Below are 21,674 nucleotides of genomic sequence, written 5' to 3' on the forward strand. Positions count from 1 at the left end.
CGATCCGCCGGCTTCGCCCTGCCACGCCGGAGCGCACCCGCGACCAGGCCCGGGTGGGGAAGACTGACCCCGCACACGCGCGACGACGAGGAGGCTGCGCATGACACGCCCGATCACGGCGGGGGTCGACGGTACGGAGGAGAGCCTGGCCGCACTGGCGTGGGCGGCCCGCGAGGCCGTCCGCCGGGACCGGCCCCTGCACGTGGTGCACGCCTGGCATCCCCAGCACCACGAGGCGACCGCCGCGGCGGACCGGGACACCCAGCAGGGCTGGGTGCGCGACGCGACGGCCCGGGCGGTGCGCCCGGTCACCGAGCGGCACCCGGAACTGACCGTCACCACGGACGTCGTCGAGGGCCACGCCGCTGAGGCGTTGCTCGCCGCCGCGGCCGACGCCGAACTGCTGGCGCTCGGCTCACGCGGCCACGGACCGGTCGTGGGGTTCCTGCTCGGCTCCGTCGGCCAGCAGGTGATCGCCGGGGCCCGGCGGCCGGTGGTACTGGTGCGCGCCGGGGACCGGGCCGCGGCCGAGGCGGCCGGCCGGGACGTGGTCGTGGGCCAGCAGGGCGACCCCGAGGACAGCGCCGCCACGCTGCGCTTCGCGTTCGAGACCGCGGCGGCCCGCCGGGCCGGGCTCCTGGCCGTACGGGCCTGGACCCTGCCGCCCGTCTTCGCCTACAGCCCGGGCTCGATGAAGCTGCTGGACGACGCCGGGGGCCTGGAGCCGTACGAGAAGGAGGCGCTGGCCGAGGCGCTCAGGCCGTGGCGGGAGCGGTTCCCCGGCGTTCCCGTCACCGAGCACATCGAGATGGGCAGCGCGGGCCAGGTGCTGCTGTCGGTCGCGGAGCGGGCCCAGCTGATGATCGTGGGGCGCCGGGCGCACCGCACGGCGGTCGGCGCCCGCATCGGCTCGGTGGCCCACGGGGTGCTGCACCACGCGCCGTGCCCGGTGGCCGTGGTCCCGCACGACTGACCGGGCCCGCCGGACTGTCGGCCCGGGGCGCGGCCGGCGCGGCGCCCGGACCGGCGGACCCTTCACTCGGGGGTCGTCGGCTCCAGCGTCGCGCGGGCCTTCGGCAGGACGTTCTCGATGTAGTCGGAGACCGCCGTGTCCAGTCCTATGTCGTGCTGCGCACGCTCGGACAGGTACCAGCGGTGTTCGAGCAACTGGTGGTAGATCTCCGCGGGATCCATCGCGCCGCGCAACTCGGGCGGCACGGCCCGCACGGTGGGCCGGAACACGTCTCGCACCCAGCGGTGGGCCAGCACCTCGTCACGGGTGCTGAGGGGGTCGCCGGGCGCGTAGTCGTCCTGGGTGGCCATCCAGCTCTCCAGGTCGTTCAGCAGCCGCCGGGCCTGGTTCTCCTCGGTGTCCAGACCGGTCAGGCGCAGCAGTTGGCGCTGGTGGTGGCCGGCGTCGACGACCTTGGGCACGAAGGTGACCGAGTCACCGTTGGAGGAGTGCTCGATCTGCATCTCGGCGACGTCGAAACCGAGATCGTTCAGGCGCCGGATGCGGCGCTCGATGTAGTGGTACTTGCCGGCCGGGTACACCGAGGTGCGGGTCAGCTCCTGCCACAGGCCCTCGTAGCGGGTGCAGATCTCGTGGCCGAACTCGACGGGGTCCACGGAGGGGTGCAGCGCCCCGGACGCCTCCAGGTCCATCAGCTCGCCGCTGATGTTGACGCGCGCCAGGTCGAGGTCGTACTCCCGCTGGCCGGGGCTGAGCCGCGGGTGCAGGTCGCCGGTCTCGGCGTCCACCAGATAGGCGGCGTAGGCGCCCGCGTCGCGCCGGAACAGCGTGTTGGACAGCGAGCAGTCGCCCCAGGCGAACCCGGCCAGGTGCAGCCGCACCAGCAGCACGGCCAGCGCGTCCATCAACCGGTGCATGGTCTCCGGGCGCATGGTGGTCTCGAACATCGAGCGGTACGGCATCGAGCCGCGCAGGTGCCGGGTGACCAGCGCCGACTCCAGCGGTTCCCCGTCGCTGTCGGCGCGGCCCGTGATCATGGCCAGCGGGTCGACGGCGGGGATGCCGAGCCGGTCCAGGTCGCGCAGCAGTTCGTACTCGCGCAGCGCGGGCCGGCCGGCGAGTTCCTTGACCGCGATGACCTCGGTGCCGGCCCGGGCGTAGCGCACCACGTGCCGGGAGATGCCCCGGGGGAGCGGTACGAGGTATTCCTCGGGCCACTCCTCCAGGGGCAGGCCCCAGGGAAGTTCGAGCAGGAGCGCGGGGTGCTCCGGATTGGTGGCGCTGATCTGCAAGGCCATGGCTCGAACCCTACGACCTGCCGCGGCGGCCGGTGCAGGGCGGTCCGCCGCCTACGGGCGGGTGCCTCAGCCGGCCCGTGTCCGGGCTTGTTCGGCGGCCTCGCGCACCGGCCCGTGGTGGACCGGCCCGTGGCCCGGCAGCAGGGTGTCGCCCTCCAACTGCGCGATCAGCTCCAGCGAGGCCACCGTACGGGCCCGGTCGTGGTCGAACATGACCGGCAGCAGTTGGGGTCCGCGCAGCCGGGCGGTCGGGTGGCCGCTGACCAGGGCGTCACCGGAGATGACGATGCCGAGGTGGGGCAGGTGGTACACGGTGTGCCCGTCCGTGTGGCCGGGCGTGTGGACCGGGACGGGCCGGCCCGGCAGATCCAGCGCCCCGTCGCCGGGGAACGACTCCGGAGCGCCGACCGGATGCTGTTCGGTGCCCCCGACGCGCAGCACGTGCACGAGCCAGGGAACGACGCCCGGCCGCCAGACGTTGCGCAGCACCGCGCCCACGGACACCTGCTGGAGGAACTCCCGGCGGGCATGCGGGACTTCGGCCTTGTGCAGGTAGACCGGGGTGCCGTAGGTGCTGCGCAGGTACTCGGCCGAGCCCAGGTGGTCGTTGTGCGCGTGTGTGATCAGCACGGCGGTGATCGCCTCGGGCGCGCTGCCCACCGCGGCCAGGGAGTCGAGGAGCGGCTGCCGGTCCCCGGGGTAGCCCGTGTCCACCAGGGTGACGGCGTCCCCGTCCTTGAGGATCACCCAGTTGGTGTGGTTCCCGTGCACCAGGTAGGCGCCGTCGGCGACTTGGCGTACGTCTGCCTGCATGATCTCCCCGAGTCCTGAGCGTGCTGTCCGACGCGGACAGCCAATCAGATGCGCCGGCCGCCGCGGTGCGCGGGGGCGCCGGAGATCACCGTACGCCGTGCGGGCGGAACTGGACGCTGATGCGCGGCCCCGTGGCGCGCGCCGTTTTCGGGATGCAGTGCTCCCAGGTCCGCTGGCAGGAGCCGCCCATCACGATGAGGTCGCCGTGCCCGAGCGGCCGGCGGACCGAGTGGCCGCCGGCCGCCGGGCGCAGCAGCAGGTCCCGCGGCGTGCCCACGGAGAGGATCGCGACCATGGTGTCCTCGCGGGCTCCCCGTCCGAACCGGTCGCCGTGCCAGGCGACGCTGTCCCGGCCGTCGCGGTAATAGCACAGGCCGGCCGTGGTGAAGGGTTCGCCCAGTTCGTCGGCGTAGTGCCGGGAGAGCGCGTCGCGGGCCTCGGTCAGCACCGGGTGCGGCAGCGCGTCGTCCGCCCGGTAGAAGGCGAGCAGCCGTGGTACGTCGACGACGTTGTCGTACATCGTGCGGCGCTCCGCGTGCCACGGCACGTCCGCGGCCAGTCGTTCGAACAGTGCGTCCGCCCCGCTCAGCCAGCCGGGCAGCACGTCGATCCAGGCTCCGGCGCCCAGTACGGTGCGGCGGGCCGCGGCGAGAGCGGCGAGCCGCAGCTCGTCGCTCTGGTCGAACAGGGAGCCCTGCAGGTGCGCGGCCATATCGTCAGCGTAACCCTTGAATCGAAAATGTGTTCCCATGATCGTCGTGCGGTGCCCTCCGCGCTGCGCTACGGGCGTGCCGGGCCCTTTCGATACATCGATGTATCCGATACATTCGCGTATCGAACGGAGGTCCGGGTGATGGCGGAGACGACGGCCGGGCGGGTGACCCGGCGCCGGGGCCGGACCCGGGCCCGGCTGCTCGACGCCGCGTTCACCGTCTTCGCCGCCAAGGGTTTCGGCCGGGTCTCCATCGAGGAGGTCTGCGAGGCCGCGGGCTTCAGCCGCGGCGCCTTCTACTCCAACTTCGCCACCCTGGACGAGTTGTTCTTCGCCCTCTACCGGGCCCGCGCCGACCTCATCGCCGAGCAGGTGACCGCCGCGCTGGCTCTCGACGGGCCCGGCCTGGACGTCCCCGCCGCCGTGGACCGGGTCACCGAGGTGCTCCTGCTGGACGTGGACTGGCTGCTGGTCAAGACGGACTTCCTGGTGCACGCCGCCCGCGACCCCGCCGTGGCACAGGCGCTCCTCGGCCACCGGGCCCGGCTCAGGCAGGCGATCGCGGACCGGCTCTCCCGGGCCGCCGGCCACGCCCCGCTGCCCGCCGCGCTGGGCGGCGCGGACGGCGCCGCGCACGCCGTGGTCGCCGCCTACGACGGCGTCACCACCCAACTGCTGCTGGACCGGGACGTGGACGCCGCCCGTGCCTGGCTCCGCCGGCTGCTCACCGCGCTGCTGACCGCAGGCGGCACCCCGCACGGCTCGTCGCACGACTCGTAGAGACATTTGCCGAGGGAAGGAAACGGTCACCATGGACGCGGACGTCATCGTCGTCGGAGCGGGCCTCGCCGGTCTGGTCGCGGCGCACGAACTCACCAGCCGGGGCCGGCGCGTCGCCCTGGTCGACCAGGAGAACGCCGCCAACCTCGGCGGCCAGGCGTTCTGGGCCTTCGGCGGCCTCTTCCTCGTCGACTCCCCGGAGCAGCGGCGCCTGGGCATCAAGGACTCCTTCGACCTCGCCTGGAACGACTGGCAGGGCAGCGCGCGGTTCGACCGGCTCGCGGACGAGGACTCCTGGGCGGTGCGCTGGGCGCGCGCCTACGTCGAGTTCGCCGCCGGCGAGAAGCGCTCCTGGCTGCAGGGGCACGGCATCTCCCTGCTGCCCACCGTCGGCTGGGCCGAGCGCGGCGACCTGCGCGCCGACGGCCACGGCAATTCCGTACCGCGCTTCCACATCGCCTGGGGCACCGGCACCGGTGTCGTCGAGCCGTTCGCGCGCCACGCCCGGCAGGCCGTCCGGGACGGGCTGCTCACCTTCCACCACCGGCACCGGGTGGACGAACTGGTCGTCGAGGCGGGGCAGGCCACCGGTGTGCGCGGCACCGTTCTGGCCCCCGACGACGCGCCGCGCGGGGTCCCCTCCAACCGCGAGGGGATCGGCGACTTCGAACTGACCGCCCAGGCCGTGATCGTCACCAGCGGCGGCATCGGCGCCGACCACGACATCGTGCGCCGGTTCTGGCCCGAGCGGCTGGGCACGCCGCCCGCGCGCATGGTCACCGGCGTCCCCGCGCACGTCGACGGCCGGATGCTCGACATCAGCGCCGAGGCGGGCGCGCGCCTGGTGAACCGGGACCGCATGTGGCACTACACCGAGGGGCTGCGCAACTGGGACCCGGTCTGGCCCGGCCACGGCATCCGCATCCTGCCCGGCCCCTCCGCCGTCTGGCTGGACGCCCTCGGCCGCCGGCTGCCCGACCCCTGCCTGCCCGGCTACGACACCCTGAGCACCCTCAGGCACCTGCGCACCACCGACGACCTCAAGCACCACGACCACTCCTGGTTCGTCCTCACCCGGAAGATCATCGAGAAGGAGTTCGCGCTGTCGGGCTCCGAACAGAACCCGGACATCACCGCCAAGGACCGCAAGGCGGTGCTGCGCGACCGGCTGCTCGGCAAGGGCGCCCCCGGGCCGGTGCAGGCATTCCTGCGGCACGGCGCGGACTTCGTGACCGCCGACACCCTGGAACGGCTCGTGGAGAAGATGAACGGACTCACGGACGAGCCGCTCCTCGACCCGGCCGTGGTGCGCCGCCAGATCGAAGCCCGTGACCTGCAGATCGACAACCCCTACAGCAAGGACTCGCAGATCCAGGGCATCCGCAACGCCCGCCGCTACATCGGTGACCGACTCGGCCGCGTCGCCGTCCCGCACCGCATCCTCGCCCCGGCGGCCGGCCCGCTCATCGGCGTCAAGCTGCACATCCTGACCCGCAAGACGCTCGGCGGCATCCAGACCGACCTGGACTCGCGCGCCCTGGGTGTCGACGGGCAGCCCGTCGGCGGGCTGTACGCGGCGGGCGAGGTGGCCGGTTTCGGGGGCGGCGGTGTGCACGGCTACAACGCGCTGGAGGGCACCTTCCTCGGTGGCTGCCTCTTCTCCGGGCGGGCCGCGGGGCGGGCGGCGGCGCGGCAGACCGGGTGAGCCGGCCGGGTCAGTCGCTCAACACCCCGGCCAGCACCGCCGCATGGCTCTGCGCCGGATCCTTGGACGCGGTGAGCAGCGTCACCGGGCCTTTGCCGGCCGCGGTGCGCAGGCCGTCGAGCAGTTCGGCGGCCCCGGGCTCCGCGAGTTCCGCCTCGTAGCGGCGGCGGAACTCCTCGTAGTCGCCCTCGCCGGCGTGGTACCACTGGCGCAGTTCCGTCGACGGCGTCAGGGTCTTCGGCCATTCGTCCACCTCGGCCGCGTCCTTGGCCATACCGCGCGGCCACAGCCGGTCGACCAGGACCCGCAAACCGTCGTCGGGCTGCGGCGGTTCGTAGATGCGACGCACACGCACGCTCACGATCGTGGCCTCTCTCCGGTGCGGACGGTGTCGTGAGCGTACTGCGGCGAAACCGGCTGACCGATGGATGACGCGGCATATATTTTCATAAAAGTTAGCAATTCGGGCGAGGGCTCTCGTAGGCTGTGGCAGATCGGTCACCGGTCACCCTCCAAGGAGCGCATGTGACGCCACCTCGACAGCGGGGCGCAGGACGACGCGCCACGGTGCGTCGCCACGCGGTCCTGGCCACCATTCCCGTCGCCGCGGCGGTGCTGCTCGGCGCCGCAGAAGCGCCCGCAGCCATGTCGACCGGCGCCTCCGGGCTGCGCGACCCGTACTATCCGCTCTCCGGAAACGGCGGATACCACGTCGAGCACTACGATCTGACGCTCCGTTACGAGACCGCCACCCGGCGTCTCGACGGCACGGCCGTCCTCACCGTCCACGCCACACAGCCGCTCAGCCGCTTCGACCTCGACCTGCACGGGCTGGAGGTCACCGGCGTCACCGTCGACCGCGAGCGCGCGAACGTCGGCCGCACCGGCCAGGAACTCGTCATCACACCGCATCAGGCCCTGCGCAAGGACCAGGTGTTCACCGTCACGGTCGCCTACAACGGCACCCCCGAACCCGTCACCGACCCGGACGGGAACCCCGACGGCTGGGTCCCCACCGACGACGGCGCGTTCGTCGCCGGCCAGCCGCAGGGCTCGATGACCTGGTTCCCGGGGAACAATCACCCGCGGGACAAGTCCTCGTACGACTTCACGATCACGGTCCCCGAGGACCGCACCGCCGTCGCCAACGGCGTGCTGGTCGGGCAGAGCACCGCGAACGGCCGGACCACCTTCCGCTGGCGCCAGAGCGAGCCCATGGCCGCCTACCTGGCCACGGCCTCGATCGGGAAGTTCCAGGTCGAGAAGTACACCACCCGCGACGGCATCCAGATCTACAACGCCGTCGACCCCCGCCAGGCGAAGGCGTCGGCGCCCGTCCTGAAGAACCAGTCCTCCGTGCTGGAGTGGGGGAGCAAGATCTTCGGCCCGTATCCGTACCGGTCCGCCGGATCGATCGTCGACCACGCCCCGGCCATCGGCTACGCACTGGAGAGCCAGGGCCGGCCCGTCTACGACTCGGCACCCGACCTGCATACCTTCGTCCACGAGATCGCCCACCAGTGGTTCGGCGACTCCGTCTCGATCACCTCGTGGAAGGACATCTGGCTCAACGAGGGCTTCGCGAGCTACGCCGAGTGGCTCTACGACGAGCAGCACGGCGGCGACAGCGCGCAGGACACCTTCGACGTGCTGTACGCCACGGACGCCGACGACGAGCTGTGGGACTTCCCGCCCGGCGACCCGGGCAGTGGCGAGAACCTCTTCGCGACACCGGTGTACGACCGCGGCGCCATGGTCCTGCACGAATTGCGCAGGGCCGTCGGCGACACCACGTTCTTCCGGATCCTGCGCGAGTGGCCCACGCAGCATCGTGACGGACACGGCACCACCGCGGAGTTCGTGAGCCTGGCCGAGCAGGAGTCCGGTAAGGATCTGGGCGCGCTGTTCCAGACCTGGCTGTACGAGGACGGCAAGCCGAAGCGGGCCTGAGCCTGTGGCCGGGCGGTGCCGTCGCCGGGCCGCGAAGGCACCGCGGTGCTCCCCGGTACCCGATCGGTTCCTGCGGGGCCGCAGGTCGCCCGGCACTCGGTCAGTTCCCGGGGGACCGCAGGTTCTCCCCGGCCGCCGCCACCACCGCGTCGGCCACGGCCGCCAGTGCGGGGGAGTCGAGCTTCCACTGCTGCCAGTACAGGGGGACGTCGGCCCAGCGACCGGGAGCGAGCCGGACCAGCCGGCCGGCCTCCAGCAGAGGGTCGGCCTGGGTCTGCGGCACCATGCCCCAGCCGAGCCCCGCGGCGACGGCCGCGGCGAACGCCTCGGAGGCGGGAACGTGGTGCCGCAGCGCGCTCGCGGCACCGGCGCCGCCGCCCAGCGCCCGCACGAAGTCGTCCTGGAGGTCGTCCCGCCGGTCGAAGACGACCACCGGCGCCGCGGCCAGCGCCTCGGCCGGCGGCCCGCTCAGATGCCGCGCGGCGAACTCGGGGCTCGCCACGGGGAGATAGCGCATCCGGCCCAGCGGACGCACGGAGCAGCCCGGCACCGGGTCGGGCGACGACGTCACCGCGGCCATCACCAGCCCTTCGCGCAGCAGCGCCGCCGTGTGGTCCTCGTCCTCGCGCCGCAGTTCGAAGCAGATCCGCGGCTGCCTCGGCACCCGTCGCAGCGCCGACAGGAACCAGGTGGCCAGCGAGTCCGCGTTCACCGCCACCGACACTCGTGTGGGCTCCCCGGCCCCGCTGAGCCCCAGCTCGCCCCGCGCGTCCCGGTCCAGCCGGGCCAGCTGCCTGGCGAACCGCACGAGCACCGCGCCGGACTCCGTCGGCCGCACCGGTTTGGTGCGCTGGAGCAGCACCCGGCCCGTGCGCTGCTCCAGCGCCTTCACCCGCTGGCTGACCGCCGAGGGCGTCAGGTGCAGGGCGGCCGCCGCCGCGTCGAACGTGCCCTCGTCCACCACCGCGAGCAGCGTCCGCACCTGGTCGAGGGGCAGTTCCGGCATCATCGAGGCCCGCGCCTCCTCCCCGGCCAGCTGTCTGCAGTCGCGCTAATGCTACGTAAAAATCCTTAGCTGTACGCCGGGTGATCGTGTCGTTAGCGTCACCGGCATGTCCAGCGCCCTGACCGCCGCTGCCGCCGGATTCGGCACCGGCCTCTCGCTCATCGTCGCCATCGGCGCGCAGAACGCGTTCGTCCTGCGCCAGGGCATCCGCCGGGACACGGTCCTCGCGGTCGTCGGTATCTGCGCGCTCTCCGACGCGGTGCTCATCTCACTGGGCGTCGGCGGAGTCGGCGCGGTGGTGGTGGCCTGGCCCGGCGCGCTGCGGGCGGTCGGGCTGATCGGCGGAGCCTTCCTGCTGTGCTACGGCGCCCTCGCCGCCCGCCGGGTGCTCAGGCCGGACGCCGGCGGGCTGCGTACGCAGGGGCCGCCGGCGGGTTCGAGACGGCGGGCGGTGCTCACCTGTCTCGCGCTGACCTGGCTCAACCCGCATGTCTACCTGGACACCGTGTTCCTGCTGGGTTCGCTCGCCGCCGACCGCGGCCCGCTGCGCTGGACGTTCGGCCTCGGCGCGGCGCTGGCCAGCCTGTGCTGGTTCACCGCCCTCGGCTTCGGCGCCCGGCCGCTCGGCCGCGTCCTCACCGGGCCGCGGGCCTGGCGGGTGCTGGACGGGCTGGTCGCGGTGACCATGATCACGCTCGGGGTGCTGCTCGTCGCCGGATCCTGAGACGACCGGCGGCATCGTTTCGGCAGGCGGTGCCGGTGCGCCATAGTGAGGCCCGGATTCGAAAGTTGTAACGAGCAACCAGGAAGCACGTGGACACCACCGAGAGCACCGACGGCAGTACCGCGCCGCAGTCCGGCTCCCCCCGTCCGGCGGCAGAGCCGAAGGGCGGCTGGCGCCGCTGGGCGATGGACACCCGCCCCCTGCGCCACCCCGCCTTCCGCAGGCTGTGGTCCTCGACGATCGTCACCTCGGTCGGCAGCCAGCTCACCGCCGTCGCCGTGCCGAAGCAGATATACGACATCACGCACTCCTCAGCCTGGGTCGGCTACGCCGGCCTCGCCGGTCTGGTGCCCATGGTCGTCTTCGCGCTGTGGGGAGGCGCGGTCGCCGACACGGTGGACCGCCGCAAGCTGCTGCTGGTGACCAACATCGGCATCGCGGTCACCTCGCTGCTGTTCTGGGCGCAGGCCGTCACCGGACTGGACTCGGTCGTCGTGCTGATGGTCCTGCTCGCGGCACAGCAGGCGTTCTTCGGCCTCAACTCCCCGGCGCGCAGCGCCTCCATCGCCAGGCTCGTCCCGGCCGAGGAGCTGCCCGCCGCGAACGCCCTCGGTTCCACGGTCATGCAGACCGGCCTGGTGGCGGGACCGCTGCTGGCCGGCGCGCTGATCCCGGTGGTCGGCCTGCCGGAGCTGTATCTCATCGACGCGGTGGCGCTGTGCGCCACGGTCTGGGCGGTCGTGCGGCTGCCGGCGCTGCCGCCGCTCGGTACTCCGTCGGCCCGGCGCGCGGGCTGGCGGGAGGTGAGCGACGGCTTCCGCTACATCTCCGTGCACAAGGTGCTGCTGCTCTCGTTCGTCGCCGACATCATCGCCATGGTCTTCGGCATGCCCCGCGCCCTGTTCCCGCAACTGGCCGCCCAGACCTTCGCCCCGAACGGCGAGGGGCTGGCGCTCGGCGTGCTGTTCGCCGGGATCCCGGTCGGGGCGGTGATCGGCGGGCTGTTCTCCGGCACGTTCTCCCGGGCACGGCGGCACGGCTGGATGGTCATCGGCGCGGTGGTCGGCTGGGGCGCGGCGATCACGGGCTTCGGCCTGAGCCGCAATCTCTGGGTCGCCCTGGTGTTCCTCGCCGCGGCCGGGGTCGCGGACATGGTCTCGATGGTCTTCCGCGGGGCGATCCTGCTGTCCGCCGCCACCGACGAGATGCGCGGGCGCATGCAGGGTGTGTTCACGGTCGTCGTGGCGGGCGGTCCGCGCCTGGCCGACGTGCTGCACGGCACGGCGGGCGCCGCCTTCGGCCCGCGCGCCGCCGTCGCGGGCGGCGGCCTGCTGGTGGTCGTCGTCATGGTGGGGCTGGCGGCGATGGTGCCGGCGCTGCGCCAGTACCGCATCTGAGGCACGGGCGGATCCGGGAGGCCGACGCATCCGCAGTGCGACCGCATCCGAGGGGCTACAGCCCGCTCCGGCGGCGGAGCGCGTACTGGTCCATGAGCTTGCCCCGCGTCAGCTCCAGACGGTGGGCGAGGATCTCGGCGACGGTCCGCACCAGCGACAGCCCGAGCAGCGGGTCCTCCACGCTCAGCGCGAGCACCGCGGACGCGTCGTACTCGTAGGCCCGTACGAAACTGAAGGCCACCGCGCCGAAGTCCCAGGTGTACGGCGGGAACAGCCACGACCAGCCGAGCAGGTCCCCCGCGCCGAGGCTCGCCACCGTGACCCGCTGATGCGAGGTCACCTGCTGGTCGAGGTTGACCGCGCCCGACCGGATCACCCAGAAGCGGTCGGCGGTGCCGCCGGCCTCGAAGATCCTGGTGTCCTCGGGGAAGGACACCTCCCGCGCCAGCTCCATCAGACGCTCGCGCTGCGGTTGCGGGAGGGCGGTCAGCAGTTTTATCGCTTTGGTCATGGCGCGGGGCTCCTCGCGGGCGGGATGTTCCGGAGTTCTCCCTACGCCCATTTCAGCCGCTGCCGCCGCGCCGGGCACCTCGGGAAACGGAGAATTCCGCGGACCTGGGCCGAAGGGCGGCAAAGCGCCCTGGCCGGACGGGGGAATCCGGCCAGGGCCGTAGCCGGTGGTCCAGGCAGGACCGCACAGCCGCCTCCTGTCCACACTTGGATGAACGCTAAACCATCCAGGGAATGTGTGGCGACAAAGACCGGGTCGCGTGACCTGTTTCACAGCTCCGGCACGGAACGCCGGTGCCCTGGTGCCCGCCCGGACCGACGGGCCCGTGGTCAGTTCCCGCTCCGCGCGACCGGCACGCCGAGCGGCCGGGCCAGCCCCACCACCGTCTCGTCCAGCCGTTGCAGATGCCGCAGCACCCGGTCCGTCACCTGTCCGTCGCGTGTGTCGGCCGACGTGCCGGGCTGCAGCAGTGCGGCGATGCTCGGACCGGTCTCGACCTCGGCCTCCGCGCGCCGGTCCGTGGTCGAGGCGGCGATGGCCTCAAGGTTGTGCACGATCCGGCTGCACGCCCCGCGCAGCCGCGGGTCCGCCGCTATCGACGTCTTCGACGGCAGGAGTTCGGCGGTGGCCGCCAGCGAACGGGCGTGGTACGCGCACGAGTCCAGCAGCGCCACCACGTACCGCACGGTGTCCCGGCGGGTCCGCAGCGGCGTGATCGGATGCGTCAGCGGTTGTGCGGAGGACCCCAGGTCCGCCAGCGACTGGTCCAGCCGGCGGGCTTTGTCCAGCAGGTCCACCGGCGGTGCGCCGCTCAGCTGGTCGACCGCGGACCGCGTGACGTCCGCCAACTGGTCCAGGACGGTGACCAGCAGTTCGTTGGTGCGCCGGTCGGTGTGCACCGGCAGCACCACCGCCGCTGCGATGAGGCCGGCGACGGCGCCGAGCGCCGTCTCCTCCACCCGCAGCACCAGGACGGCGAGGCTGAAGGTGTGGAGCAGCGTGTACAGCAGCCCCAGCATCGCCGTGACGAAGAACGACATCAGCGTGTAGGACAGCGGGGCCGTGTAGAACATCGCGAAGATCAAGACCAGCACCAGCGCGAACGCCGTCCAGGTGTGGTGGCCGATGAGGCCCGCCAGCCCGATGCCCGCCACCACCCCGAGGACCGTGCCCAGCAGCCGACGGTAGCCCTTCACCAGGATCTCGCCGGTGGAAGCGGTGTTGATGAACACGATCCAGCAGGTCAGCACCGCCCAGTACCACCGCTGGGGAGACAGCAGCTCGCCGCCGACGATGGCGAGCGACGATCCGACGGCCACCTGCACCGCCGCCCGCGTGCTGGGCCGCAGCCCGGTGGCCGCCTGCTTCTCCGCGGCGCGCTCCTCGCTCCCGATCGCCGCGTCCTCCACGTCCAGCTCCTCGCGCGAGCGGGCCGTCGCGGGTGTGTCGTCGGAGTCGTCCACCGGCCCGCCCAGGGCGAGCCGCAGACCCAGGATCGCCCGCGCGGCCTCGCCCAGACCGCGGAAGACGTCCCGCACGGCGGGCGGCGCCTGTGGCAGGTTCTCCTCGTCGCGGTAGCCGAGCAGCCGGTTGCGGACCTGGGCCAGCGCCGTACCCCGTTCCGCGTACACAGGCCGCAGCACCAGCAGGCGCAGCGCCTCGAAATCACGGCGGAGCGCGGCCCTGGTCCCGTCCAGGATCGGCTGCTCGCCGCCGAAGGGCAGCGGTGCGCCCGGCAGATGCAGGGTCAGGGTGTCCGCGCGCTCGGAGCCGCGCGCCGTCAGCAGCATCAGCCCGAGCCGTTCGGCGGCGATCTCGGCGTCCGCGATCCGCCGCTGGAGCATGCGCGCCGACGCCTCGTCCGGGGTGCCCTCCACCAGCTGGCCCTGGATCAAGAGGGCGGACTCGTGCAGCCGGGCGGTCCTGACCCGGACCAGCTCCAGGCTCTTGGCCGCGTCCTGCGGACCGGCGTCGAGCAGTTCGATCTGGGCCGTGATCAGCTGGGCGAGCCGCGCCCGGAAGGCCCGGCGCAGCCGGTCCAGGATGCCTGCGGACGTCTGCGGGAGGAGGACGAACCGGGTCACCGCGCAGCACACGAAGGCGAGGGCGAGCGCACGGTACAGTCCCGGCAGCAACGGCACGGTCGCGTGCACGAACAGCGACAGGAAGTAGGTCTGGAAGCCGATCTGGCCGAGTGCCGTGCCCCGGTCGCCGAACCTGCGGCTGTAGACCGCGCAGAAGATGAGCGCCACGAAGAACAGGTCGCCGACCACGACATGCGTGTCGAGCAGCGCGCTGAGCGACACGGAGGCCAGTGCCACCGGCAGGCCGAGCGCGAGCGTCACGGCCTGCTTGGCGCGTTGCTTCTCCCGGATGGCGAAGGTCCCGACCATCGCGCCTATCGAGCCGGCCACCAGATGCGTCACATCGGCCCGCAGCAGGGCGAGGGAGAGCAGGGTGAGCGCGATGGACGTCATGGTGCGCAGCCCCGCGGTGAGCCGGAGCAGCCCGGGGTCGGACGCGGCGAGCCGACCCCACAGCTCCGCCCGCACCGACCGCTTCGCTGTCCTCACGCCGCTGCGCTCTCTCCCGTGTCACGTCGTGATCCACGGCCCAGCATGGCACGGCACCCGCGCCGGGACGCCACATGCCCCTGCGGGCCCGCCCGTTTCAGTCCGCCGGGCTGTCCAGCGCGCGTCCCGCCACATGTGCCCGCACCTGCTCGGGCGTCAGATACGTGTTGGCGAACTCGAAGTCCTTCAGCTTCGCGGGGCGGCGGGCCTGGAACCCGGTGCGGACGAAATCGTCGCCGCCGACGGCGTTCAGCAGCCAGTTGGTCAGCACCCGGGTCTTGGCGACGTTGGTGCGCAGCGCCGACCAGTGGTAGCCGCGGGCGACCGCCTGGGCGAGTGTGCCGCGCAGCTCGATGCCGAGCGGCTTGGAGACGGCGTCCCGGCCGCCGAGGTCGACGACGAGCCCCAGGTCCCGGTGTTCGTACGGCCGCAGGGGCAGGCCGCGCAGTGCCGCGATGACGTTGTCGGCCACCTGCCTGCCCTGCCGCATGGCGTGCTGCGCGGTGGGCGGGCAGACCGCCCCCTGCTCGTGCTTGGCCTCGTCCGGGACGGCGGCGGCGTCGCCCAGCGCGAACACCCCGTCGTAACCCGGCAGGGCCAGCTCCGCGGTGACCGCGAGCCGCCCCCGCACCGTGTCCGCGCCGAGCGTGGCGATCAGCGGGCTGGCCACGACTCCGGCGGTCCAGATCAGCGTGCGGGTGGGCACCACCCGCCCGTCGGTGAAGGTGACCTCCCGCGCACCCGCCTTCGCGATCGACACGCCGAGGGAGATCTCGATCCCGCGCCGGCGCAGGATCTCCTGCGCGCTGCGGCCGAGCTTGTCGCCGAGCTCCGGCATCAGCCTGGGCGCGATGTCGATCAGGTGCCACTTGATCAGGCCGGGCTCCAGCCGCGGGTAGCGCCGCAGGGCGGCGTGCGTGAGCCGCTGCAGACAGGCGGCGGTCTCGGTGCCGGCGTACCCGCCGCCGACGACGACGAACTGCAGTCGCGAGGCACGCTCCGCGGGATCGTCGCTGGCGTCGGCGAGGTCGAGCTGCGCGATGACATGGTCGCGTACGTAGGCGGCCTCCGCGAGGGTCTTCATGCCGTAGGCGTGATCGGTCAGGCCGGGGATGTCGAAGGTGCGGGTGACGCTGCCCGGGGCCAGCACGATGTAGTCGTACGGCTCGTCCACGATCTTGTCGGTGATCGTCTGGACGACACAGACCTTGGCCTTCAGATCCACGCCGATGGCGCCGCCCGGAACGATCCGGGTGCGGTACCTGCGGCTGCGGCGCAGCGAGACGGCGATCGACTGAGGGGTCAGCACACCGGAGGCGACCTGCGGCAGCAGCGGCAGATAGAGCTGGTACGAATGGGGCGTCACCAGGGTGACGTCGGCTTCGTTCGGGGAGAGCTTGCGCTCCAGGCGGCGAACACACTCCACCCCGGCGAAGCCCGCGCCCACCACCAGGATCCTGGGTCGTGTCACGGTCTCCATCCCTTCTCCGTGTCCGGGCGTCTGCGGGTCCCGGCGGCCCGGCCCGACGCCGTTCGCCTGCCCCGGATCGCCGGTTCGCACCCCCATCGATCCCACCGTGCCGCAGCCGGTTCCGCCAGCCGGGAGCCCCGGCGGGATCGGCCCGCGGGCACCGGCGCCCTCCGCCGCGGGCCGGAGTCCGTCCTTCTGCGCGAGTGGACCACACGCACGCCGCGGGGGTCGTAGAGTGCGCGCCATGCCGCAGACACCGCCCGTCCCGGGCTTTCGGACGCACCCGACCGCCCCGCCCGACCAGGCGCCCCAGGCCGACGCGCTCGACGCGCAGGACGCCAACCCCGGGGTACGGCGGCTGCGCGCCTGGGCCCACGAGGCACTCGCGGTCAAGGGCGGCGAACGGGCGCTGGACGTCGGGGCCGGGACCGGTTCACAGACCCGGGAACTGGCCGCCGCGGCCGGGCCCGACGGCTTTGCCCTGGGCGTCGAACCGAACCCCGGGCTGCGCGCCGTCGCCGAGGCGCGATCGGCCGAGAGCCGGGCCCGCTTCACGCACGGCGACGCACTGGCCCTGCCCGTGCCGGACGCCTCGGTGGACGTCGTGTGGTGCGAACGCGTCCTCCAGCACCTGACCGAGCCGGACCGGGCGGTCGCCGAGATGGTCCGGGTGCTGCGCCCCGGCGGCCGCGTCGCGCTGCTCGACACCGACTGGGCCACCACCGTGCTGCACCCCGGCGACGCGGAGACCGTACGGGCGCTCGCCTCGGGCGCCCTCACCGGTGCCGCCAACCCGTACTCGGGGCGCCGGCTCGTCGGACAGGTGACGTCGGCCGGCCTGGTGGTCGACGACCGCGGCTGCGAGGCCCTGTTCCAGGACCACCGGTCGGTCGCCTGGCCGATCATCCGGATGCTGGGCGACTCGGCGATGCGCCGCGGACTGCTCACCGAGCGGCAGCGGGACGCCGCGTACACCACGTTCGCCGAGGCGGCCGAGCGGGGCGGACTGCACATGTCCGTGACGATGTTCGGCGTGGTCGCCCACCACCCCGGGTGACACCGCGGCACGGCGGCCGTCCCGGCGTGCCCTGCCCCCCTACGCGGCGCGATGGCCGCCCCTCACCAGGGCAGGAAGGCGTGGATGTCCTTGCCGCCGCGCGTGACCACCACGCTGACCTGGTCGCACAGCGTGCCGACGAGACGCCAGCCGACGCCGCTGCCGGTGCGGGGGCTGAACGGCCGCGGCTCGGGCCGTACCGTGCTGGTGTCGTGCATCGTGACGTGCACGCCGTCGAACGTGCGGCGCAGCCGCAGGACGAACGGTCCCGGCGCGTACTGCACGGCATTGGCGGCAAGCTCCGTGACCACCAGCAGGATGTCCTCCCAGGATTCGGGGCCGGCCGGCGGGGACGCCCGGGCGAGGGCGCCGAGGAAGTCCTGCGCGGCGAGCCGCGCACTCGTCACATTGCCCAGCTCACCCGGGAAGGAGGCCCTGCGCTCGAAGGACTCCTCCGAGAGGGGGGTGTCGTCCCATCGTGACCCGGTCGCCATCGTCTCTTCCCCAGCACCGTGTGAAGCGGGCCGCTCCCCAGCACCGTGTGAAGCGGGCCGCGGCCCGACTGCTCTCTCCCTGGGCTGGGTTCCCGCGGGCGGCCCGGATACGCCTGCCCGCCCGGCGGAACACGTGCTCGGAGCCCGTCCGGCCGGGCGGACACCGCCCGCGGCGGCCGCCGCGGGGCGTCGCGCGCGAGCCCTGACGGCCGCCCGCCGGTCCCGGAGACCCCACGGAGGGTGACGTCGCCGGTCCCTCCTGTGGCCGACGGCGCCTCGGACGCGGCGCAGGTGAGCGAGGCCGGGGCGGGAGCGGCGGAGGGGCCGGATCAGTCCGCGGACCCCGGCACCAGCCACACCGTGGCGAGGGGCGGCAGGGTGACGCGGAGGTGCCCGTCCCGCGGCACCAGCGGACCACGGTCGCCGACGTCGCCGCCGCCGTAGCGCGCGCTGTCGGTGTTGAGCATCTCCCGCCACACGGACACACCCTCGGGCACGCCGAGGCGGTAGTCGTGGCGGACGACGGGGGAGAAGTTCGACACCGCGAGCAGCGGCGTCCCCTGGGCGTCGAATCTCAGGAACGCGAAGACGTTGTCGTCGGCGGCGTCACCGACCACCCACTGGAAGCCGGCCGGGTCGGTGTCGCGCTGCCACAGGGCGGGGGTGGCGCGGTAGCCGGTGTTGAGGGCGCGGACCAGGTCGCGGACGCCGCGGTGGTCGGCCTCGGCGACGTAACCGGGATCCAGGAGCCACCACTCCGGGCCGTGGGCCTCGGACCATTCGGCGCCCTGGGCGAACTCCTGCCCCATGAAGAGGAGCTGCTTGCCCGGGTGGGCCCACATGTAGGCCAGGTAGGCGCGGTGGCCGGCACGCCGCTGCCACCAGTCGCCGGGCATCTTGGAGACGAGCGCCCGCTTGCCGTGCACGACCTCGTCGTGGGAGATGGGCAGGACGTAGTTCTCGCTGTGGGCGTACACCATCGAGAACGTCATCTCGTGGTGGTGGTACCTGCGGTGCACCGGCTCGTGCCGGATGTACTCCAGCGAGTCGTGCATCCAGCCCATGTTCCACTTCAGCCCGAACCCCAGACCGCCGCGGTCCGTGGGCCGGGTCACGCCGTCCCAGGCCGTCGACTCCTCGGCGATGGTCACCACGCCGGGACAGCGCCGGTAGACGGTGGCGTTCATCTCCTGGAGGAACACCACGGCGTCCAGGTCCTCACGGCCCCCGAACACATTCGGCGTCCACTGGCCGGAGTCGCGCGAGTAGTCGAGGTAGAGCATGGAGGCCACCGCGTCGACGCGCAGACCGTCGATGTGGAACTCCTCGCACCAGTACACGGCGTTGGCGACCAGGAAGTTGCGCACCTCGGTGCGGCCGAAGTCGAACTCGTACGTCCCCCAGTCCGGATGCTCGGCCCGCCGCGGATCTGCGGGCTCGTACAGCGGATCCCCGTCGAACCGGGCCAGCGCCCAGTCGTCCTTGGGGAAGTGGGCGGGCACCCAGTCCATGATCACGCCGATGCCCGCCCGGTGCAGCGCGTCCACCAGGTACTTGAAGTCGTCCGGGGTGCCCAGCCGGGACGTGGGCGCGTAGTAACCGGTGACCTGGTAGCCCCAGGAACCGCCGAAGGGATGCTCGGCGACCGGCATCAGCTCCACATGGGTGAAGCCCAGGTCCACGACATACGCGGGGAGTTCGTCAGCGAGCTGACGGTACGTCAGCCCGGGTCGCCAGGACGGAAGATGGACCTCGTACACGGAGAGGGGCGCCTCGTGCACCGGGACGTCCGCACGGTGCGCCAGCCACTCGTCGTCGCCCCACTCGTAGCGCGAGGACGTCACCACGGAGGCCGTGTCGGGCGGCACCTCCGTGCGGCGGGCCATCGGGTCGGCTTTGAGGAACCGGTCGCCGTGGCGTGAGGTGATCTCGAACTTGTACCGGGCGCCCTCGCCGATCCCCGGCACGAACAGCTCCCAGACGCCCGAGGAACCCAGCGAGCGCATCGGGTACTGGGTGCCGTCCCAGCAGGTGAAGTCACCGGCGACCCGTACCCCTCGGGCGTTCGGCGCCCACACGGTGAAACGGGTGCCGCGCACGCCCTGGTGCGTCATCGGCTCGGCGCCCAGCGCCCGCCACAGCTGCTCGTGCCGGCCCTCCTGGATCAGATGCAGGTCCAGTTCGCCGAGAGCGGGCAGAAAACCGTAGGGGTCCGCGGTCTCGTGGCCGGTGGGCGCGTTCTCGTCGTACTCCACCAGCAGCGTGTACGACGGGATCGCCGGGTACGGCAGCACGGCAGAGAAGAGTCCTTCGCCCTCGGACGTCAGAGCGCTGCGCATCCCGTCGATCAGCACGCTCACCCCGCGCGCGAACGGACGCAGCGCCCGGAACAGGATCCCGCCCGGGACCGGATGGGCGCCCAGCAGCGCGTGCGGGTCGTGGTGGGCGCCCGCGAGCAGCCGGTCGCGCTCGGCCGGATCCAGCGGCACGACCGCGGGCGGAACGGGTCCCGACGGCTCGGGGAGCGAGGTGTCGCGCAGTGCCATGGTGTCAGCCTTCCCTGACGGCGAGCCGCTCGATCGCGGCCATGGGAACGGGCAGCCAGTCCGGACGGTGCCGGGCTTCGTAGACGGCCTCGTACACCGCCCGGTCGGTCTCATGGGCACGCAGCAGCGCGTGCTCCTGGCGCGGGTCCCACCCGGCCCGGGTGGCGTAGCCCGCGCAGTAGGCGTCCCGGCAGCGGCGGGCCCACTCCGGGTGCCAGGGACGCCGCTGCCGGGCCGCGTAGTCGAAGGAGCGCAGCATGCCCGCCACGTCCCGGACCGGGGACTGCGCGCTGCGCCGTTCGGTGAGCGGCCGCGACGGCTCGCCCTCGAAGTCGATGACGAACCAGTCCGGCCCGGCCCGCAGCACCTGCCCGAGGTGCAGGTCCCCGTGGATGCGCTGGGCGGGCGGCCCGGCGTCGTCGCCGTCCAGGGCGCCGAACGCGGTGCGCAGCCCCGGGACGAACGGCGCGAGGGCGGGCACACAGTGCGCGGCGGCCTCCAGCCGGGCGGTCATCGCCGCCACCGTGTGGCCGTTCTCGCCGCCGTCGGCGTCCGGGAAGGCGGTGGCGAGCGCCAGATGGACGTCCGCCGTGGCCTGTCCCAGCTCGTGCGCCTCCGTGGTGAAGTCGTCCGCCGTGGCGAGTGCCCGCAACGCCAGCGTCCAGCCGTCGGAGGCGTCCGGCAGGAACGGCTGGAGCACCCCCAGCGTCGCGGGCCGCGGCTCGGTGGTGCGGAACCAGGCGACCGGGGCGGGTACCCGCGTGCAGCCCTGTGCGGCCAGCGCCTCCGGCACCTCCAGATCGGGGTTCGTACCGGGCTGGACGCGCCGGAACACCTTCAGGATGTACGCGTCGCCGTACACCAGCGAGGAGTTGGACTGCTCGGCGTCCAGCAGCCGCGGCGCGAGCCCGCCGGGCACCCGCACGGCCGGGTCCGCCTCGAAGTGCAGCGGGCCCGCCGTGCCGGGACTCCGCAGCCGTTCCAGGAGCAGCGCGGCCGAACGCGGGTCGTGCAGCGCGTCGTAGACGGCGTGACCGGCGAGCGGGCCGTCCTGCGGCCGGCCGATGAACGCACGGTCCAGGTGCGGTGCCGGCCGCTTGCGCACGCCCAGCAGGAGCTGGTAGCAGGCGCCGGCCGGGGATGCACCGCCGGGCGCGGGGGCGCCTCCCTGACCGGCGTGCACCAGGAGGTGCACACAGCCCGGGAACAGCTCGGTCATGGACAGCACGGCGAGGTCCGTGACGGGCTGGTCCCGGCCCGCGAACCAGCGCTGCCGGGGCAGCCACTCGCACAGCAACCCGGCCAGGGAGGCTATTGGCCGGTGGGGTGCTGCGCTGTCGCGCGGCCGGAGGGAAGCGGTCTTCGGCATGGTGAGGCGTCCTTTCCTCGGCGCCGCGCGCTCAGCGGCGGGTGCCGGTGCGGGATGCGACTCGGGAGAGCCGGAACCAGTAGAAGCCGTGGCCCGCGAGGGTGAGGAGGTAGGGGAGTTCACCGATGGCAGGGAAGCGGACCCCGCCGATGAGTTCGACGGGATGCCGTCCGTCGTAGGCCCGCAGGTCGAGTTCGGTCGGCTGGGCGAAGCGGGAGAAGTTGTGGACGCACAGGACGAGGTCGTCCTCGTGTTCGCGCAGGAAGGCGAGGACTGCGGGGTTGGTGGAGGGGAG

Annotated in this window: 19 protein-coding genes; 7 read left to right on the top strand and 12 right to left on the bottom strand. The window is 73.0% G+C overall.

The genetic code is table 11. The features are described from left to right. Positions 1-100 precede the first annotated feature (100 nt). Positions 101-973, top strand: a complete 873-nt coding sequence (locus ACFYPJ_RS36845) for a universal stress protein (protein ID WP_389026117.1) — start codon at positions 101-103, stop codon at positions 971-973. 62 nt (positions 974-1,035) lie between these two features. Here the strand turns inward: ACFYPJ_RS36845 and ACFYPJ_RS36850 are convergent, their stop codons facing one another. The 3 genes from ACFYPJ_RS36850 to ACFYPJ_RS36860 all read right to left on the bottom strand — a co-directional run bounded on the left by ACFYPJ_RS36850 (position 1,036) and on the right by ACFYPJ_RS36860 (position 3,796). After that, positions 1,036-2,271: a DUF4032 domain-containing protein gene (locus ACFYPJ_RS36850; RefSeq protein ID WP_389026118.1), complete on the bottom strand. Its 1,236-nt coding sequence runs from the start codon at positions 2,269-2,271 to the stop codon at positions 1,036-1,038. Between the two features lie 66 nt (positions 2,272-2,337). Further along, complete coding sequence (locus tag ACFYPJ_RS36855) at positions 2,338-3,084, bottom strand: MBL fold metallo-hydrolase (protein WP_389026120.1); 747 nt, start codon at positions 3,082-3,084, stop codon at positions 2,338-2,340. 85 nt (positions 3,085-3,169) lie between these two features. Continuing rightward, positions 3,170-3,796 carry an alpha-ketoglutarate-dependent dioxygenase AlkB gene (locus ACFYPJ_RS36860; RefSeq protein ID WP_389026122.1) on the bottom strand — a complete coding sequence of 209 codons (627 nt, stop codon included), beginning with the start codon at positions 3,794-3,796 and terminating at the stop codon, positions 3,170-3,172. 141 nt (positions 3,797-3,937) lie between these two features. On the opposite strand from ACFYPJ_RS36860, the gene ACFYPJ_RS36865 reads away from it, so the two are divergent. Further along, the gene (locus tag ACFYPJ_RS36865; RefSeq protein ID WP_389026124.1) at positions 3,938-4,576 is read left to right on the top strand and encodes a TetR/AcrR family transcriptional regulator; all 639 of its coding nucleotides are present in this window, start codon (positions 3,938-3,940) and stop codon (positions 4,574-4,576) included. Between the two features lie 31 nt (positions 4,577-4,607). Beyond that, entirely contained in the window at positions 4,608-6,281 is a 1,674-nt protein-coding gene (locus tag ACFYPJ_RS36870) for an FAD-binding dehydrogenase (RefSeq protein WP_389026126.1), read from the top strand. A gap of 10 nt (positions 6,282-6,291) precedes the next feature. On the opposite strand, the gene ACFYPJ_RS36875 is transcribed toward ACFYPJ_RS36870, so the two are convergent. Beyond that, positions 6,292-6,642 carry a DUF488 domain-containing protein gene (locus tag ACFYPJ_RS36875; RefSeq protein WP_389026128.1) on the bottom strand — a complete coding sequence of 117 codons (351 nt, stop codon included), beginning with the start codon at positions 6,640-6,642 and terminating at the stop codon, positions 6,292-6,294. Between the two features lie 164 nt (positions 6,643-6,806). On the opposite strand from ACFYPJ_RS36875, the gene ACFYPJ_RS36880 reads away from it, so the two are divergent. Next, complete coding sequence (locus ACFYPJ_RS36880; protein WP_389026130.1) at positions 6,807-8,231, top strand: M1 family metallopeptidase; 1,425 nt, start codon at positions 6,807-6,809, stop codon at positions 8,229-8,231. 100 nt (positions 8,232-8,331) lie between these two features. Here ACFYPJ_RS36880 and ACFYPJ_RS36885 read toward each other — a convergent pair whose 3' ends face one another. Further along, positions 8,332-9,240 carry a LysR family transcriptional regulator ArgP gene (locus tag ACFYPJ_RS36885; protein WP_389026132.1) on the bottom strand — a complete coding sequence of 303 codons (909 nt, stop codon included), beginning with the start codon at positions 9,238-9,240 and terminating at the stop codon, positions 8,332-8,334. Positions 9,241-9,343: 103 nt separating this feature from the next. On the opposite strand from ACFYPJ_RS36885, the gene ACFYPJ_RS36890 reads away from it, so the two are divergent. Together ACFYPJ_RS36890 and ACFYPJ_RS36895 are read left to right on the top strand one after the other, a co-directional pair. Beyond that, entirely contained in the window at positions 9,344-9,961 is a 618-nt protein-coding gene (locus tag ACFYPJ_RS36890) for a LysE/ArgO family amino acid transporter (RefSeq protein ID WP_389026134.1), read from the top strand. A gap of 89 nt (positions 9,962-10,050) precedes the next feature. Further along, positions 10,051-11,358: an MFS transporter gene (locus ACFYPJ_RS36895; protein WP_389026136.1), complete on the top strand. Its 1,308-nt coding sequence runs from the start codon at positions 10,051-10,053 to the stop codon at positions 11,356-11,358. Positions 11,359-11,413: 55 nt separating this feature from the next. On the opposite strand, the gene ACFYPJ_RS36900 is transcribed toward ACFYPJ_RS36895, so the two are convergent. From ACFYPJ_RS36900 to ACFYPJ_RS36910, 3 genes are all read right to left on the bottom strand, one after another. After that, entirely contained in the window at positions 11,414-11,869 is a 456-nt protein-coding gene (locus ACFYPJ_RS36900) for a cyclic nucleotide-binding domain-containing protein (protein ID WP_389026138.1), read from the bottom strand. A 329-nt stretch (positions 11,870-12,198) separates the two neighbouring features. After that, the gene (locus tag ACFYPJ_RS36905) at positions 12,199-14,442 is read right to left on the bottom strand and encodes an FUSC family protein (protein ID WP_389026140.1); all 2,244 of its coding nucleotides are present in this window, start codon (positions 14,440-14,442) and stop codon (positions 12,199-12,201) included. 97 nt (positions 14,443-14,539) lie between these two features. Beyond that, a complete protein-coding gene (locus tag ACFYPJ_RS36910) occupies positions 14,540-15,922 on the bottom strand; it encodes an NAD(P)/FAD-dependent oxidoreductase (RefSeq protein WP_389026142.1) in 1,383 nt (460 codons plus the stop codon). Positions 15,923-16,157: 235 nt separating this feature from the next. On the opposite strand from ACFYPJ_RS36910, the gene ACFYPJ_RS36915 reads away from it, so the two are divergent. After that, positions 16,158-16,970 (top strand): methyltransferase domain-containing protein, encoded by an 813-nt coding sequence (locus tag ACFYPJ_RS36915; RefSeq protein WP_389026144.1) that lies wholly within the window; start codon positions 16,158-16,160, stop codon positions 16,968-16,970. A gap of 62 nt (positions 16,971-17,032) precedes the next feature. Here the strand turns inward: ACFYPJ_RS36915 and ACFYPJ_RS36920 are convergent, their stop codons facing one another. The 4 genes from ACFYPJ_RS36920 to ACFYPJ_RS36935 all read right to left on the bottom strand — a co-directional run. Then, positions 17,033-17,464 (bottom strand): ATP-binding protein, encoded by a 432-nt coding sequence (locus tag ACFYPJ_RS36920; RefSeq protein WP_389026146.1) that lies wholly within the window; start codon positions 17,462-17,464, stop codon positions 17,033-17,035. A gap of 329 nt (positions 17,465-17,793) precedes the next feature. Beyond that, positions 17,794-20,010, bottom strand: a complete 2,217-nt coding sequence (glgB, locus tag ACFYPJ_RS36925; protein ID WP_389026148.1) for a 1,4-alpha-glucan branching enzyme — start codon at positions 20,008-20,010, stop codon at positions 17,794-17,796. A 4-nt stretch (positions 20,011-20,014) separates the two neighbouring features. Continuing rightward, positions 20,015-21,379 (bottom strand): maltokinase, encoded by a 1,365-nt coding sequence (locus ACFYPJ_RS36930; RefSeq protein WP_389026150.1) that lies wholly within the window; start codon positions 21,377-21,379, stop codon positions 20,015-20,017. Between the two features lie 31 nt (positions 21,380-21,410). Next, positions 21,411-21,674: alpha-glucosidase C-terminal domain-containing protein (locus ACFYPJ_RS36935; protein WP_389026152.1), on the bottom strand; the 264-nt coding region annotated here is incomplete at its 5' end.

Origin of the sequence: Streptomyces sp. NPDC006012, assembly GCF_042871185.1 — a bacterium.
Lineage (GTDB): Bacteria > Actinomycetota > Actinomycetes > Streptomycetales > Streptomycetaceae > Streptomyces.